The sequence below is a fragment of the Acinetobacter johnsonii genome (assembly GCF_048551975.1).
Lineage (GTDB): Bacteria > Pseudomonadota > Gammaproteobacteria > Pseudomonadales > Moraxellaceae > Acinetobacter > Acinetobacter johnsonii_A.
The window spans coordinates 103,273-119,435 of the sequence record NZ_JBIMCF010000005.1; the positions used below are offsets into that span (position 1 = coordinate 103,273).

Here is a 16,163-nt window from a genome sequence, read left to right on the forward strand (position 1 = left end):
ATGGTCAATAAAGTTTATTCAAGTGCAAAGGATGCACTGCAAGATGTGGTTCAAGATGGTCAAACCTTAGCGGTTGGTGGCTTTGGTTTATGCGGTATTCCAGAAAGTCTGATTGCGGCCTTAAAACAAACGGGCGTAAAAAATCTGACCTGTATTTCCAACAATGCAGGCGTTGATGGATTCGGCTTAGGCTTACTCCTCGAAAGCAAACAAATAAAAAAAATGATTGCTTCTTACGTGGGCGAAAACAAAGAATTCGAACGGCAGTTTTTAAGTGGCGAGCTTGAAGTTGAACTCACGCCTCAAGGCACACTGGCAGAAAAACTTCGTGCAGGTGGCGCAGGCATTCCTGCATTTTTTACCGCAACAGGTGTGGGTACGCTCATCGCTGAAGGCAAAGAAGAACGTGAGTTTAATGGCAAACCTTATATTCTAGAAAACTCGCTCACCGCAGACATTGCACTCGTGAAGGCATACAAGGCCGATACTGCAGGTAACTTAATTTTCCGTAAAACCGCACAAAACTTTAATCCAGTATGTGCCATGGCTGGAAAAGTCTGCATTGTCGAAGTTGAGGAAATTGTTGAAATTGGCGCTTTAGATCCAGACCAGATTCACCTGCCGGGTATTTATGTCAATCGCATTGTGCTGAATGCAAACCCTGAAAAACGTATCGAACAACTCACATTAAAAGAGGAGGCTTAACCCATGGCTTGGTCTCGTAATGAAATGGCACAACGTGCAGCGCTTGAGCTGGAAGATGGTTTTTATGTCAATTTAGGCATTGGCTTACCCACACTGGTGGCCAACTATATTCCTGAAAACGTCAACGTCTGGTTGCAGTCTGAAAATGGATTGTTAGGTATTGGTGAGTTTCCAACAGCCGAAACAGTCGATGCCGATTTAATCAATGCTGGAAAACAAACTGTTACGGCACGTCAGGGGGCTGCATTTTTCTCTAGTGCAGATTCTTTTGCCATGATCCGTGGAGGTCATGTCAATATCGCCATTTTAGGGGCAATGGAAGTTTCACAAAATGGTGATTTGGCCAACTGGATGATTCCGGGTAAAAAAGTCAAAGGCATGGGTGGCGCGATGGATTTGGTTGTTGGAGTACAAAAAGTGGTGGTGCTCATGGAACACTCTGCAAAAGATGGTACATCGAAAATTGTCGAGCAGTGTAGCCTGCCCCTGACAGGTAAAAATGTCGTACATCGCGTGATTACTGATCTCGGTGTCATGGACATTACACAGGAGGGTGTGAAATTGGTTGAACTGGCGAAAGATATCAGTTTTGAAGACATTCAAAAAGTGACAGGTGTTGCTCTGATCCGCTAATTCAACATCATTTATACAATAGAAAAAATAATCCAATGCCTTTAAAGCAGCGATCCTGTTTTAAAGGCATTTCTATCAGCACGGATAGGCTGAATCAAAAATTCATACCTCATAGATAAAAATGGAATCAATGCATGGAAAACTCTCAAAATATTTTGCAACGTTTTGCACTACGTGTCAGTGATTGGTCGGAGAAATGGTTTCCAGACTCTTATATTTTTGCCCTATTGGGTGTCGTGATCGTCGCGATTGCTTCAATCAGCATCGGCGCACCTGCCAAAGATGTCGCGGTTTCCTTTGGTGATGGTTTTTGGAGTCTGATTCCTTTTACCTTACAAATGTGTATGCTGATTGTGGTTGGTTATGTGGTTTCTGTTTCAAAGCCTGTAGAACTACTGATTCAAAAAATGGCCCGAATCCCCCATAGTGGCCGCGGTGCGATTGTACTTGTTGCGACAGTCAGTTTATTAATTTCGCTGATAAACTGGGCCATGAGTACAGTACTGACTGCCCTGCTGGTAATTGCTTTAGCTAAACGCAAAGAACTGAATATGGACTATCGTGCTGCTGCTGCTGCCGCGATTATTGGTATGGGGGCGACGTGGGCCTTAGGTATTAGTTCTTCTGCGGCACAACTGCAAGCCAACAAAGCCAGCCTGCCCGAATCAATTTACAATCTAACCGGTGTGATTCCCTTCACCGAAACCATTTTCTTGCCTCAGTCGATGATCATGACGGCTGTGTTGATTATTGCCTCGATCGCTATTGCATTTTGGTCTGCACCCAAAGGCCAAGACATTAAAACCATTGATCAATTCCCCATTCAGTTTGAGGAAGAAGTTAAACCAACACCAACCACAAAACGCCCAGGAGACTGGTTAGAGAACTCACCTTTATTGAGTATCTTGATTGTGCTCTTGGGGCTAGTTTGGATGTTCAATGAATTCAGCAAAAGTAATCCGATCTTGGCCATTTCAAGCCTAAATACCTACAACTTTATTTTCCTCATGCTGGGTATTGCACTACATAGTACGCCACGAAATTTCCTCAATGCCGTTACCAAAGCCGTGCCAGCGGTCTCAGGTGTTCTGATTCAGTTTCCGCTGTATGGCAGTATCGCCTTTATGATGACACAAGCGTTAAATAGTCATGATTTATCGCTATCTCATTATATTGCTGAGTTTTTTGTTTCGATTGCCTCCAAAGAGACCTTTGCCATTGTGATGGGCTTATATTCTGCCATTTTAGGCTTTTTCATTCCTTCTGGCGGTGGTAAATGGATTATTGAAGCACCCTATGTCATGCAAGCTGCACATGATTTAAAAGTGCATTTAGGCTGGTCGGTGCAAATCTATAATGCTGCTGAAGCCTTGCCGAATTTAATCAACCCATTTTTTATGCTGCCAATGCTTGGCATTCTCAAATTAAAAGCCAAAGATGTGATCGGCTTTACCGTCACTCAATTGGTTTTCCATCTGCCTTTGGTGCTGTTCCTACTTTGGATTTTAGGCCGTAGCCTGACCTATATGCCACCCACCTTCTAAACGAGGAAAAAACACAATCTAAATAAAAAAGGACGAATCATATTCGTCCTTTTCTCATTCTATAAATACTCAATAAAGCGTATTTTTAATGTAGCCCAATTAATTAAACACGTTATTTAAATACACAATGCGCTCATTGGTTTTTTGATTAAAGCACTTGGTATATTGCAATTGTTGGTCTTGAGCACGTAAAGCATCATCCCAATATCGCCACTGCTTTTGATAGGTTTCTTTTTCACTATCCGTCATTTGGTAGACGCTTTTTTGGGAAATCACTTTACAGTCTACATCACGTTTTTCAAACCACTCGGTTTGGTCTTGTTGTAGCTGCTGTTTTTGCTCCTCAGTAAAATTGTCCCAAGTTTGGTTCAGTCGTTCCACCACTTTGACTTGATCTGCATCCAGTTCTTTTTTACGGATATTCATGGCTTTTTGAGCCAGTTCCATCTGCGCAACTTCTTGCTCGTTATATTGCTTCATATTCGCTTGGATTTCTGCATTTTCTTTTTCATAGGCTGCAAACTGCACTGCATTTTGTGTTACGAGAACCACACCATCAATCACACCATTTTGATTAGGTACGTTGAGGCTAATGCCCTCTTTATCTGTTTTAATGATGTTATAGCTGAATGCACCTTGTAGTTGATCATTGTCCAAACGGAGTGAGTATTCACCATCTTCTAGGACATCGCGTAGAGTACTTCCATAACCATCCTCACACTCTTCACATGAACGCGCTAAAAACGCATTTTCAGCACGTTTCTGTAACCCTTTCGGGAAAATCACCACCAACTGGCTTTCACAGTCCAATTGCTTCGCGGTTTCAGGCTTTTCTGTGGTCGTTGAAATGCCTTTAATTTCAAAGCGAATACCGTTATTAATCTGCGTTAATAATTTTTCATCGGCCTCATATTCACGGCTATCACGCAAACGGCGGTCTAGGGCTTTTAAGTATTCAGCTTTTAAATGCGCTTGAATTTGTTCGACATTGGCAGGAGCCGTACAACTCCAATCTGACATTTCTTGCGGTTCAGCAACTGTTTCTGTTTTATTCTCGGTTCGGTTACAAGCACTTAAAAAGAAACTGCTCAAGATTAGACTGGTAAAAATTGTTTTCTTCATCATTGTTATAAAACCATAAGGCTGTTGTTTTTCGCAGCGTATTTAACCAAAAAATAAGCTTTTATGCGAGTAGCTATATAAAAGAACCCTGCCGTAGCAGGGTTAAAACATCGCTTAGTTGACCTTTTCAACACCACGATCATCCACCTCACGCACCACACCAGAGTCTGTATTTAAAACCTCAAACTCGATACGGCGGTTTTTAAACTTGCCTTCATCGGTTTGATTGTCTGCTATTGGCTTTTCTTGACCATAACCAATCGCTCTCAACTGCGCAGGATCGACGCCTTTAAAAATTAAATAATCCACAACCGCTTGCGCTCGATTTTGCGACAAGGTTTTATTGACTGCTGCATCTCCCGTTGCATCTGTATGCCCCATCACGGTCAGTTTGACTTGCGGTGCTTTTTGCATCAGCGCTGCGGCCTGATCCAAAATCGACTTATTAACATCAGGAATACTCGATGAAGCTGTATCAAAGTTAATAATTTGCAAGTTCAATGCCGTGGCAACGTCTAGTGCTCGAACTTGCTCAGGATTAATTTCTGCCAGTGCACGCTCAGCATCACTAATACTGGTATCAACGGCACGGTTTACATCCAGTGGTTGCTGCGTCACAACTGTCATATTACGCAGTAAAGGTTTAATTTGATCTGCCACTTTAAGTGCATTGGCTGGATCTTGTGATTGAATCGATAACTGATTGCCAAACCAGGTTAAATTTATATTTGGCACACCTTTCAATACACTAATTACACTGGGTATCGCATCTTGGTCGATAAATTCAGTGTGATATATACTCTGCATATCTGCACCACAACCGATGCTGTTATTAAAAATTTGCTTTACTTCTTTTTGTAAAATTTCAGCATAAGCCGCATTGGCTGAGAAAATTTGGCAGGTGACCAAGTCTCCTGTTGCCCCTGTGGTGATTTGAAATTTAGCGGGTTGGCTGGCATTCACATTTGCAGCAGGTGCTGTTTCAGTTGTGGCTTTTTCGGTACAGGCTCTAAAAATAAAAGCAAACAATGCCGCAAAAATAATTAAAGCCAAAATTGGCAGTAAAAATGACCGTTTCTCATCTACTTTTGTAGCATGTACACTTGCAGGTGCGACATGTGTAGCTTGTCCTTGTAAGCTATTTACCCCTAATCCAGCCAGTAATGCAGTTGCCCACTCAGGTAAGGCACGACTAATGGAATCTGTGTTGAGCTGTAGTAAATGGGAAATCGCTTCAGGTTCTGAAGAACCTGCCTCTGTCGTTAAAAATGCTAATGCAGGTGTAATCGAACGGCTCAAGGTACTTTCAATTTCATCTGCGGACGCTGCCCCGCGGACATGCTCCAAAAACTGCTGCTTGAGACTGACATTCGATACAAAAGCATCATTGAGACGTGGATTCAACTGCTGTTGAAATGCAGGAATCAGTTCAGACTTTGACTTTAATATAGACAGTAAAATTGGTAAAAAGGATTGAATTGCTTGATTTTTTTCAAGTAAATGTTGTGTATCACCCTCTAAAACAATTGCAGAGACATTTTGTTTTAGTAAATCCATAAAATCGACATTCATGAAGTCTTACCCCACTTTTTCTCATTGTTTTCATCATCATTCTCCAGTTTATCTGTTCATTTTTTACACTTTGTAAAATATTGTATTTGCATTAGTTTTATCTATGCCCAATAAAAAAGCCAGCCGAAGCTGACTTTTTAATCCACATTTAATGCAATATTTAAGCTGCAAAAGTTTTTAGAACTTTTCCTTTCATCACTTGATTGATCAAAGGTGTATTTTTACCTTGCGACAGAATATTGTCTTTATTCACAATCCAGTCTAACTCAGGATCAACCAATACCCAGCCTGCTTCAGCAGTCCAACGTTCAAGCATATTGGCTACAGTGGCAGGGGCAATCGTGACTTTTTCGACCCATTCCAAAGGACTAAATAAACCTTCACGCACCAATTGCGCACCGAAAGCTACATAGGTATCAAAAGCGGTAATGCCTGGCTGTGTTTCAGCAAACGGTGCTAGCTTTGCAGAGCTGCTCAGCGGTTCATGATGCGTACAAATCGCATCGATCACTCCACTTTTCACACCTTGGCGCAGGAGCTCTTTATCCGACTCAGCACGTAACGGCGGACGGACATGTGCAAGTGAGTTGAAGCCATCAATCAACTGATCTGTTAAGTGCAGCTGATGCATTGCCACATCACAAGTAACTGGCAGGCCTTTATCTTTAGCGATTTTGATCAAATCGACAGAAGCGCCTGTAGACAATAAGCCAAAGTGAGCACGAACACCCGTTGCTTCAATCATTAACAAATACTTGGCAATGGCAATGGTTTCGGCAATCGCTGGGATGGTCGGTAAGCCCTGACGCGATGCCACAAAGCCCTCATGGACACAGCCATCTTTGGCAATTTGCGGTTCTTCTGCATAAAATACCACCGTCATACCAAGGCCTGCTGCGTATTCTAAAGTGCGCAGCACCACATCGTCATCTGCAAAAGGCGCATTGGCATTTGAAACGGCTGTACAACCACCCTTTTTAAGACCCGCCATATTTGCAGGTTGCTTACCTTGTAAGCCTTGGGTTTGAGCACCAATCACTTCAAGATAAATACCGCCATCCAGCATCGCTTTTTCCATCAAACCATGAATCAAAGCACCATTGTCTTGCACAATCGGTTTTGAGTCTGGCGGTGTAAACACATGCAAAATACCATTTTCACGCGCAGCACGACCTTCTGATTTTAATGTCCCGTGCTGTTGCTGACCCGGCTCACGTAGGCGTGCACATAAGTCTACCATGGTCGGCATCAACCACTTGCATTGACCATCAATTGTTTCAGTGACATTGTCTGTTTCAGCAACCAGCTTGCCATTTTCGATATACACTGTTTGAACCGCATCTTTTTGATGAATTGGGTCAAGAACACGTACATTTTCAATTTTTACAACAGTCATGACTTATTCCTTATCCCGCAATCGCGTCTAACAAACCTTGCTCTTGCAGTTGACCTTGCATTGCAAGCGCCAAAACTGCCATACGTACAGCAATCCCGTTGGTCACCTGATTTAAAATCACAGACTGTGGACCATCGGCAATACTGGAATCAATCTCTACACCACGGTTCATAGGCCCAGGATGCATCACGATGCAATCAGGTTTTGCCATCACAAGACGTTCTTTGTTTAAACCGTACATTTTGTAGAATTCAGCTTGAGATGACAGCGCGGGCGAATCAATGCGTTCATTTTGAATGCGTAAGGTAATAATCACGTCGCAGTCTCGGATCCCTGCTTCCATGTTATTAAATAGACGTACGCCTTCGCCATATTCATCAAAGCCGTATGGCAGCAGCGTGTTCGGTGCAATTATACGAATATCTTTACACCCCAGTGTTTGTAATGCAGCAACATCTGAACGCGCTACGCGTGAGTGTTTAATATCACCAATAATGGCAATCGAAATATCTTCAAATTTCTTTTTGGTTTCACGGCGAATGGTCAGCATGTCCAACATAGCTTGTGTTGGATGTGCATGACGGCCATCACCTGCATTGATAATTGCAACATGCGGACAAACGGTTTGGGCAATAAAATGTGCCGCACCCGACGAAGAATGGCGTACCACAAAAATATCCGCAGCCATCGCTTCTAAGTTCCACAAAGTGTCTCTGAGCGTCTCCCCTTTGGAAGTACTTGAACGTGCGATATCAATATTTAATACATTTGCAGAAAGACGTTTTGCCGCTGCTTCAAAAGTGGTACGAGTACGGGTTGAGTTTTCAAAGAAAAGGTTCATTACCGTTCGACCTTCTAAGATGTTGTTGGTAATCAGCTGATTTTGTTCATTAAAAAAGGACTGCGCGGTGTCCAATATTTTTGTAAGAGTTTCTTTAGAAAGACCTTCGATGGTGAGGAAGTGTTTGAGATGACCATCTTGGTTGAGTTGAATCTGACTCGGAGTATGCAATGCTGCCAAGTGCATGAGAGATTCCTTGTACGTTAAGTTAACGCATTATACAGATTTTCTTTTTGATTTGGACCTCAGTTTAAAACAATTGCCTTAATTATCATCGGCCCCAAAACTAAGATTATGAAATTCTTATCTATTATTTCAACCAGTTAAATTAAACCATTAAAGGCTAAATTAGCCAAATTCACAGTTCATCAAATTGCTATAAATATCAATTCTATAGAGGTTCTTATTTCATTTATTCCAAGCGGACATTTAAAAAAGCTCTCTTACGAGAGCGATCCAACTTCAGCGATTCTTATCGTAAAGCGCCAATATAGTGATGTGACACCTGGGCACGGTAGATTTCTTCTTCAGTGGCTTCCAACTCATGTCGTGTCGTGTCGCACTGTTTAGGTTTTTCGATCACGGCGGTTTCTTCATAGTTAAAAACATCCATGACACTGTCTAAACGACTCACCAATCGAATCAGTTCAGCATCTTCTGTACTTAAAGCAAGCTCTGCCATTTGACGTGCATAACTTGGGTTTTCCACCAAATACATCACATCAATTACACGCCCCGATACACGGCGCAGACGTGCATAAAGTAAAGTTGCAATTGAAAAAGCATCAGCATGACTTACAACACAGCGATCTAACTTGGTCGACATATTCATCCCCTTTCAAGTGAAAAATTTTTACTGATGATCTATCAGAAATCCGTCAGCAAATTAAACTTGCAAGGATTTAGCAAAATACGTACCAAAAACGTTATTGTTCACATGGTGATTCATTTATTTTAATATTTCCGCTGAGTAGAGACATATTTAAAAAACCATTCAGAGGCAAAATACGTTAAACTTTAGCGAGTTTATTTTGTTTTATTTTGGTCTCTCAAATTTATGAAAACCGCTTCGCGTTTAAGCAGCTATTGGGTTACGTGTGCCGATGGCTTAGAAACCTTACTCCAAGAAGAATTAGAAGGTTTAGGTGTTCAAAACATTGAACGTTTTCCTGGGCGTTTAGTTTTCAAAGGTACACTGGAACATGCCTATCGCATTTGTATGTGGTCGCGTCTTGCGTCGCGTGTACTCACACCCATTCATGTCCATGAGCTAGAATTTAGCCATGATGCTCGTGATGTCGCTGAAGAGCTCTACGAAGGTGCAATGAACTTTGATTGGTCGCTGATTTTTGCACCACAAAGCACCTTCGCCGTTCGTTTACATATTGAACGTGAAATCAAGGTGAACAGTCAGTTTGCAACTTTACGTGTAAAAGACGGTATCGTCGATTCATTCATGGAAGCTGTCGGTAAGCGTCCAAGTATTGATATTAAACAACCTGAAATTACCATTTATGCACTCGCAGGAAAAACTGAACACACCTACTGTTTAGACTTATCTGGTGATTCATTGCATAAACGTGGCTACCGTCGTTATATGACCGATGCCCCAATTAAAGAAAACTTAGCTGCTGCGATTTTACAAAAAGCTAAGCTCCTTGCAAAAAGACCCGATATTTTCCTTGACCCAATGTGTGGTTCTGGGACGTTCATTATTGAAGCATTGATGATGCTGACTGACCGTGCACCTGGTTTAGTTCGTCGTTTCGGTTTCAATGGCTGGAATGGCCATGACCATGATCTGTGGATGAGCATTAAAGCGGAAGCTGCTGAACGTCATCAAACAGCATTGGAACAACCCCTCCCTAAGTTCTACGCATTTGACGCAGACTGGGAAGCAGTAAAAGCCACCAAGCAAAATATTATTGCTGCTGGTTTTGAACGTGTACTTGACCAGATCCAAATCGAAGAACGGACTTTGGCTGACTGGCCAAACTTTGAAGCAGAAGGCAAAACAGCCTTTATTGTGACCAACCCACCTTATGGTGAGCGTTTAGGTGATAAAGCCTCAAATCGTGCTTTATATTTAGGCTTATCTGCTTTACTACAAAAGAACTTCCCAAATCAAACTGCAGCCGTTATCGCAGCAGCTGTTGAGCAAGCCGATGTATTAGCGCTAAATGACCCGCAAACCATGCGTTTGATGAATGGTAAACTGCCTATTTACGTGCGTTCAGGTTCAATTAAACCAGTTGCAGTAGTCAAGCCATTCTTGGAAACATGGCAGCCACAACAGTTTGAAGCAATTGAAGGTGCTGAAGACTTTGCTAACCGCTTGCAAAAAAACATGCAAACTTTAAAGAAATGGGCGGTGAAAGAGAACATTCACTGTTTACGTTTATATGATGCTGACCTTCCAGACTTTAATGTCGCAGTCGATTTATATGGTGATCGTCTCCACGTTCAAGAATATGCGCCACCGAAAAAAATCGATCCTGAAAAAGCCAAGAAACGTTTCAATCTTGCTTTACAGGCGATTCGTGCGGTGACAGGTTTAGGCCGTGATGCGATCTTTATCAAAACACGTGCTCGCCAAGAAGGTAAAAACCAGTATACCAAGCAAAGTACTGCTTCTAAGCGTTTTATCGTGCAGGAAGGCAAAGCAAAAATCTTAGTGAACTTAACTGATTACTTAGATACTGGCTTGTTCTTAGACCACCGTCAAATCCGCTTACGCATTGCGCAAGAAGCGCGTGGTAAGCACTTTTTGAACCTCTATAGCTATACCTCTACAGCCAGCTTACATGCAGCTTTAGGCGGTGCGGCAAGTACCACCAGCGTCGATCTTTCAAATACATATTTGAACTGGTCTAAAGAGAACTTCGTCTTGAACGGCTTAACAGTCGATCATGCAGATGAACAACATCAGTTCTTTGCTAGTGATTGTTTTGAGTGGTTAAAAGAAGGTCATGAACAGTATGAGCTGATCTTTATTGACCCACCAACCTTCTCAAACTCAAAGAAGTTCTACGGTACCTTTGATGTACAACGCGACCATTTATCATTGCTCAAACGCGCGATGAACCGTTTAACTACGGATGGTACTTTGTACTTCTCGAACAACTATCGTGGTTTTGAAATGGACGAAGAAATTTTAGCATTCTTTGATGTCGAAGAAATTACCAGTGAAACTATTGGACCTGATTTCAAGCGCAATCAAAAAATCCACCGTGCATGGAAAATTACCCATCCCAAAAACTAATGCATTGAAGATGAAATACCAGCGGGCCTTTCATCTTCGGTAAATTTTGCATTCGACAATTTTCAGATATAAAAGGGACGAAATACGTCCCTTTTATTATGTTAGATCATCATTTTTGCATTATTCAGTCAGGAAATTGGTTTGCCCATATTTGTAATCAACTGACATTTTCATGACATTCCCTTCACGTTTCACCTGCCCTGAACTCTCCATGGTCGAAAGCATGCTTTCGATCTCTTGATCAGACATGCTGATGCCTCCTTTTTGCAGATAATTATTCATGATGCGCGAGATCATATTTTTATCAAACTGAATATCTGCTTTGTATTCCATTAAACTCGGCATCATTTTCACCATACCCATCACCGTCGATTGATGACTCGGCATAATACGCCCCGTCACACTCGCTTGTGCAACCCCTTCCCCGATAGCAAATTGGTTCTCTTTGGATTCAAAACGGAAACCTTCATTGATCACAGCCAATAAAGCAGGTTCCATATCTTTTTCCATTGCCTCTTTTGCCAAACAACTGTTTTCACTTTTCGCCAAAATATCAAACAACGTCTGTAATTTTTGTCGGTTTACATCGAGCACATTAAAATTAAACTGTACGTTTTGGACTGCTGGTGCTGAAGGCATTTGCATTTCATCTAGACGCAACAGCATCTGAGTGTTTAAAACTCGGTCTGTCAGCTCACTGCGCGTTTCGATACTAAAATTTTTCAGTTCAGCATTGATGGGTTTCTTAATATTTCGATCTGACATTTTCAGCAGATCGATCTTAATTTTGGTTTCACCCGCCTCCAGATACTCGCCATTCAGCCCTTGGTTACTTTCTAGCTTTAGCCCAACCATTTGCAAATGTATATTTGGATCGGTGACTGTTAGATTCGGAATTTCAAGCTGTAAATCGAGTATCTTTAACTGTTGTTCGATCGGTTTTGCACGAAACTTTAATGTCATCGGGTCTAATCTAGACTGGAGTTGAGCTTCATTGCGGGTAATCAATGGCGCAGTCAAGGTACTATTCAAAGTACCCAACCAATTCACTTTGCTTTGTACTTTCAGCGGTTCCTTCAACAAGGACTGAAGTGCGCTGGGTGCTTGCATAATATGAATATCTGAACGAATTGCATATCCATTCCAACTCCGCTGAATATGATCCTGCCCCTTCAATTGGATCACTTCTTTCGGTTTACATGGGTCTAGGACTAATTCAGCGGTCCAGTTCGCACTGCCATTTAAAGCACCCATTTGAAATTGTTGATATTGCAACTTTAAATCATTCGACTGTTTGGTGCTGTGTTGATAATAAGCCTTCAAACTTTTATCCGCATAAAGATTCCCCCCTACTGCGACCATAGCAAGCGTAAGTACGCCTCCAATACCCCACTTCAATTGAGTCATTTCTTCTATCTCAAGTTGTTTGTTTTTTATTAAAATAAATTATAAAGAGAATCTTTAAATAAAGATAATTGTTTTGCAAATAAATCACTTAGATGCAACACCCATCACATAAATGTGAAAACTTAGGTCACATTTTTGCTTTAAAATGTCATCTTTTAACATTTTTATCCCGCAATAAAAAAACCCAGCCGAAGCTGGGTTTTTTAGTTTCAATGCACCGTTTAAATGATTAACTCATTTTCACTTTATCAAAGCTCAATTGACCATTATGTGCAGTGATCATAATATTGTCTCCGGCCACATAGTAACCCGACAATATTTTTTGAGCTAAGTTGTTTTCAACCTGTTGCTGGATGGTACGTTTCAATGGGCGTGCACCGTAAACGGGGTCAAAACCAGCGTCAATCAATAAGTCAAAGGCTTGATCATCCACCGTTAAGCGCATATCTTTTTCAACCAAACGATCACGTAAACGATCCAATTGGATATCGGCAATACCACGAATTTGCGCTTTTTTGAGTGAATGGAAGACCACTAACTCATCAATACGGTTGATAAACTCTGGACGGAAATGTTGCGTCACAGCATTCATCACCACTGCTCGCACTTCTTCTTCCAAAGGATTATCACCCAACTCACGCACATCACTCGAACCTAAGTTCGATGTCATGACGATCACGGTATTTTTAAAGTCAACCACGCGACCTTGCGAATCCGTTAAGCGACCATCATCCAACACTTGGAGCAAAATGTTAAACACATCGGGATGTGCTTTTTCCACTTCATCGAACAGTACGACACTATACGGTTTACGGCGTACAGCTTCGGTTAATACACCACCTTCTTCGTAGCCAACATAACCAGGAGGTGCACCCACCAAACGGCTGACAGAGTGTTTTTCCATAAACTCGGACATATCGATACGAATCATGGCATCGTCACTATCAAACAAGAAGTTTGCCAGTGCTTTAGTCAACTCTGTTTTACCAACACCCGTTGGACCTAAGAATAAGAACGAGCCGCTTGGTCTGTTCGGATCGGACAAGCCAGCACGCGAACGACGAACCGCATTGGATACTGCAACCACAGCATCATCCTGCCCGACGACACGGTTATGTAAGAACTCTTCCATATGGAGAAGTTTCTCACGTTCACCTTGCATCATTTTAGCCACTGGAATGCCCGTAGCAGCACTAACGACTTCTGCAATTTCATTGTCAGTGACTTTGTTACGCAGTAGTTTTGGCTCTTCTTTTTCCTCAACGACTTCTTCTTCATTGAGACGTTTTTCCAACTCTGGAATCACACCATACTGAAGACGCGACATTTCACCCAAGTCGTTTTCACGCTGCGCTTTTTGAAGCGCAATACGCGCCTGATCTAATTCAGCTTGAACTTGTTTGGTACCTTCAACTAAGGTTTTTTCAGCTTTCCAAACTTCTTCTAAATCATTGTATTCGCGCTGAACTTCGCTAATTTGCTTTTCAAGATGAGCGACTTCCGCACGACTACCGGCATCTTCATCCTTTTTCACTGCTTCAAGTTGCAGTTTCAATTGAATCAAACGACGTTCAAGTTTGTCCAAAGCTTCTGGCTTAGAGTCCAGCTCCATTTTGATACGAGAAGCCGCTTCATCAATCAAATCAATTGCTTTATCAGGCAATTGACGGTCGGTGATATAACGATGTGACATTTTCGCTGCCGCAATGATGGCAGAGTCTAGAATTTTCACACCATGGTGCACTTCATAGCGCTCTTTCAAACCACGTAAAATCGCAATGGTGTCTTCCACACTCGGCTCATCGACCAACACTTTTTGGAAGCGACGCTCTAGCGCAGCATCTTTCTCAATGAATTGGCGATATTCATCTAATGTGGTTGCTCCAACACAACGTAACTCACCACGTGCCAGAGCAGGTTTCAACATATTCCCTGCATCCATCGCACCATCGCCTTTACCTGCGCCCACCAGCGTGTGTAATTCATCAATAAACAAAATGACTTCACCATCTTGTTTAGACAAATCTTTCAGTACTGCTTTTAAGCGCTCTTCAAACTCGCCGCGGTATTTAGCACCCGCAAGCAAAGAACCCAAATCTAAAGATAAAACACGTTTACCTTGTAAGCTTTCAGGCACCTCACGATTAATAATCCGCTGTGCCAAGCCTTCAACAATGGCTGTTTTACCCACCCCTGGTTCACCAATCAACACTGGGTTATTTTTGGTACGACGCGACAAAACTTGAATAGTACGACGAATTTCGTCATCACGCCCAATCACAGGATCTAACTTACCTGCAAGTGCGCGTTCAGTTAAATCAATGGTGTATTTATTTAGAGAATCACGTTGATCTTCATGATTGTTGCTCATGACTTTCTCATCACCTCGAATTTTTAAAATGACTTGGCGTAAGCTGTCTGCTTGTACGCCCACGCTGTTGAGTAGCGTTTTAGTTGCCCCCACTTCGGCCAAGGCTTGCATCACCCAATCGGTAGACAAAAACTCATCGCCTGCTTTTTGCGCAAAACTATCTGCCAAATTCAGCGCTTTAACTGCCTCTGAACTTAAGTTAACGTCTCCTGTAGGATTTGTCAGTGTTGGTGCATCAGCTAGTGCTTGTTTTAATTTGCTTTGTAAAGCAGGTAAATTGGCACCCGCTTGTTGCAACAAACTCAGATTGGAGGTTTCATCTAACAATGTTGATAAGATATGAATACCTTCAATTGAGGTATGGTCTTTCCCCACTGCAAGTGATTGAGCATCTGAGAGAGCTTGCAGTAAGCGGTTTGTGAATTTTTCAAATCGCATTCTTGTTTTCCTCACAACAAATTTCGAACTTGATGGATATATGGGAACAATTGCTCAAAATTCAATTCAAATTTAATTAATTTTTCTACATTTTAACTTATTTTTCATTAGTTTATCTTGATAATAAACTTATAAGACTCGGTTATAAGATGGGCCTTATAAGCCTTATTTTCAAGCGCCAACTCACATTATTTATATATTAAAGACCACGACGACCTATCAATAAGTGACAACCAAAATCATTTGAGCAATTATTAACCAAACAAGCAACGCATTTTTCTATTTATTCGTGTGATGAATTGTGTCCCAGTTTACGGAATCAAAACAAAAGCGTGAAGCATGAAAAAGGCCGATCACTAGATCAGCCTAAAATGACTTAAAAGTCAGCGTTTAATTTGCTTCAATAATCTCAAAATCATGGGTGATTTCAACCCCACCATCCATCAACATTTTGCTCGCAGAACAGTACTTTTCTGCCGATAATTCCACAGTTTTTGCGACTTGTTTTTCCTTCACCGCATGACCCGTAATCACGAAATGTAAGTGGATTTTTGTGAACACTGCAGGGATGCTATCTGCCCGTTCTGCCTTGAGTTCACAGCGTACATCGGTAATTTCTTGGCGTGATTTTTTCAGTATGGTTACGATGTCAAAAGAGGCACAACCACCCAGTCCTGTCAGGATCAATTCCATTGGTCTTGGACCACGGTTTTCACCCCCATATTCTGGCGATCCATCCATGATAACACTGTGACCACTTTGAGTTTTTGCTTCGAAAGCAACATTCTCTAACCAATGAACAGTTGTTTGCATTGCAAGTACCTAAAAAAAGCTATAGATTGACGAAGTGACTGTACACTAACATAAATTGA

Annotated in this window: 12 protein-coding genes; 4 read left to right on the forward strand and 8 right to left on the reverse strand. The window is 41.8% G+C overall.

Annotation, left to right across the window (positions count from 1 at the left end):
- The 3 genes from ACG9ZB_RS06485 to ACG9ZB_RS06495 all read left to right on the forward strand — a co-directional run bounded on the left by ACG9ZB_RS06485 (nucleotide 1) and on the right by ACG9ZB_RS06495 (nucleotide 2,882).
- The gene (locus tag ACG9ZB_RS06485; RefSeq protein ID WP_004982282.1) at nucleotides 1-705 is read left to right on the forward strand and encodes a CoA transferase subunit A; all 705 of its coding nucleotides are present in this window, start codon (nucleotides 1-3) and stop codon (nucleotides 703-705) included.
- A 3-nt stretch (nucleotides 706-708) separates the two neighbouring features.
- Nucleotides 709-1,338 (forward strand): 3-oxoacid CoA-transferase subunit B, encoded by a 630-nt coding sequence (locus ACG9ZB_RS06490; protein WP_419324961.1) that lies wholly within the window; start codon nucleotides 709-711, stop codon nucleotides 1,336-1,338.
- A gap of 134 nt (nucleotides 1,339-1,472) precedes the next feature.
- Nucleotides 1,473-2,882, forward strand: a complete 1,410-nt coding sequence (locus ACG9ZB_RS06495) for a short-chain fatty acid transporter (protein WP_419324963.1) — start codon at nucleotides 1,473-1,475, stop codon at nucleotides 2,880-2,882.
- Between the two features lie 99 nt (nucleotides 2,883-2,981).
- Here the strand turns inward: ACG9ZB_RS06495 and ACG9ZB_RS06500 are convergent, their stop codons facing one another.
- The 5 genes from ACG9ZB_RS06500 to ACG9ZB_RS06520 form a co-directional block, all read right to left on the reverse strand.
- Nucleotides 2,982-4,007: a DUF1311 domain-containing protein gene (locus tag ACG9ZB_RS06500; protein ID WP_419324965.1), complete on the reverse strand. Its 1,026-nt coding sequence runs from the start codon at nucleotides 4,005-4,007 to the stop codon at nucleotides 2,982-2,984.
- A 111-nt stretch (nucleotides 4,008-4,118) separates the two neighbouring features.
- A complete protein-coding gene (locus ACG9ZB_RS06505; RefSeq protein ID WP_419324967.1) occupies nucleotides 4,119-5,576 on the reverse strand; it encodes an OmpA family protein in 1,458 nt (485 codons plus the stop codon).
- Between the two features lie 160 nt (nucleotides 5,577-5,736).
- Entirely contained in the window at nucleotides 5,737-6,972 is a 1,236-nt protein-coding gene (locus ACG9ZB_RS06510) for a dihydroorotase (protein WP_419324969.1), read from the reverse strand.
- A gap of 10 nt (nucleotides 6,973-6,982) precedes the next feature.
- Nucleotides 6,983-7,999 carry an aspartate carbamoyltransferase catalytic subunit gene (locus ACG9ZB_RS06515; RefSeq protein ID WP_419324971.1) on the reverse strand — a complete coding sequence of 339 codons (1,017 nt, stop codon included), beginning with the start codon at nucleotides 7,997-7,999 and terminating at the stop codon, nucleotides 6,983-6,985.
- Nucleotides 8,000-8,285: 286 nt separating this feature from the next.
- Nucleotides 8,286-8,639 (reverse strand): hypothetical protein, encoded by a 354-nt coding sequence (locus tag ACG9ZB_RS06520; protein ID WP_419324973.1) that lies wholly within the window; start codon nucleotides 8,637-8,639, stop codon nucleotides 8,286-8,288.
- A gap of 231 nt (nucleotides 8,640-8,870) precedes the next feature.
- Here ACG9ZB_RS06520 and rlmKL point away from each other — a divergent pair, with 231 nt between their 5' ends.
- Nucleotides 8,871-11,075: a bifunctional 23S rRNA (guanine(2069)-N(7))-methyltransferase RlmK/23S rRNA (guanine(2445)-N(2))-methyltransferase RlmL gene (gene rlmKL, locus ACG9ZB_RS06525; RefSeq protein WP_419324975.1), complete on the forward strand. Its 2,205-nt coding sequence runs from the start codon at nucleotides 8,871-8,873 to the stop codon at nucleotides 11,073-11,075.
- Between the two features lie 120 nt (nucleotides 11,076-11,195).
- On the opposite strand, the gene ACG9ZB_RS06530 is transcribed toward rlmKL, so the two are convergent.
- From ACG9ZB_RS06530 to ACG9ZB_RS06540, 3 genes are all read right to left on the reverse strand, one after another.
- Nucleotides 11,196-12,482: a DUF945 family protein gene (locus tag ACG9ZB_RS06530; protein WP_419324977.1), complete on the reverse strand. Its 1,287-nt coding sequence runs from the start codon at nucleotides 12,480-12,482 to the stop codon at nucleotides 11,196-11,198.
- 229 nt (nucleotides 12,483-12,711) lie between these two features.
- Nucleotides 12,712-15,291: an ATP-dependent chaperone ClpB gene (gene clpB / locus ACG9ZB_RS06535; protein ID WP_419324978.1), complete on the reverse strand. Its 2,580-nt coding sequence runs from the start codon at nucleotides 15,289-15,291 to the stop codon at nucleotides 12,712-12,714.
- A gap of 390 nt (nucleotides 15,292-15,681) precedes the next feature.
- The gene (locus tag ACG9ZB_RS06540) at nucleotides 15,682-16,104 is read right to left on the reverse strand and encodes an OsmC family protein (protein ID WP_419324980.1); all 423 of its coding nucleotides are present in this window, start codon (nucleotides 16,102-16,104) and stop codon (nucleotides 15,682-15,684) included.
- Nucleotides 16,105-16,163 lie beyond the last annotated feature (59 nt).

Excerpts from the sequence above, each read along its gene's own strand:
- ACG9ZB_RS06485 (WP_004982282.1), top strand. The coding sequence starts at position 1 with ATGGTCAATAAAGTTTATTCAAGTGCAAAGGATGCACTGCAAGATGTG.
- ACG9ZB_RS06490 (WP_419324961.1), top strand. The coding sequence starts at position 709 with ATGGCTTGGTCTCGTAATGAAATGGCACAACGTGCAGCGCTTGAGCTG.
- ACG9ZB_RS06495 (WP_419324963.1), top strand. The coding sequence starts at position 1,473 with ATGGAAAACTCTCAAAATATTTTGCAACGTTTTGCACTACGTGTCAGT.
- ACG9ZB_RS06500 (WP_419324965.1), bottom strand. The coding sequence starts at position 4,007 with ATGATGAAGAAAACAATTTTTACCAGTCTAATCTTGAGCAGTTTCTTT.
- ACG9ZB_RS06505 (WP_419324967.1), bottom strand. The coding sequence starts at position 5,576 with ATGAATGTCGATTTTATGGATTTACTAAAACAAAATGTCTCTGCAATT.
- ACG9ZB_RS06510 (WP_419324969.1), bottom strand. The coding sequence starts at position 6,972 with ATGACTGTTGTAAAAATTGAAAATGTACGTGTTCTTGACCCAATTCAT.
- ACG9ZB_RS06515 (WP_419324971.1), bottom strand. The coding sequence starts at position 7,999 with ATGCACTTGGCAGCATTGCATACTCCGAGTCAGATTCAACTCAACCAA.
- ACG9ZB_RS06520 (WP_419324973.1), bottom strand. The coding sequence starts at position 8,639 with ATGTCGACCAAGTTAGATCGCTGTGTTGTAAGTCATGCTGATGCTTTT.
- rlmKL (WP_419324975.1), top strand. The coding sequence starts at position 8,871 with ATGAAAACCGCTTCGCGTTTAAGCAGCTATTGGGTTACGTGTGCCGAT.
- ACG9ZB_RS06530 (WP_419324977.1), bottom strand. The coding sequence starts at position 12,482 with ATGACTCAATTGAAGTGGGGTATTGGAGGCGTACTTACGCTTGCTATG.
- clpB (WP_419324978.1), bottom strand. The coding sequence starts at position 15,291 with ATGCGATTTGAAAAATTCACAAACCGCTTACTGCAAGCTCTCTCAGAT.
- ACG9ZB_RS06540 (WP_419324980.1), bottom strand. The coding sequence starts at position 16,104 with ATGCAAACAACTGTTCATTGGTTAGAGAATGTTGCTTTCGAAGCAAAA.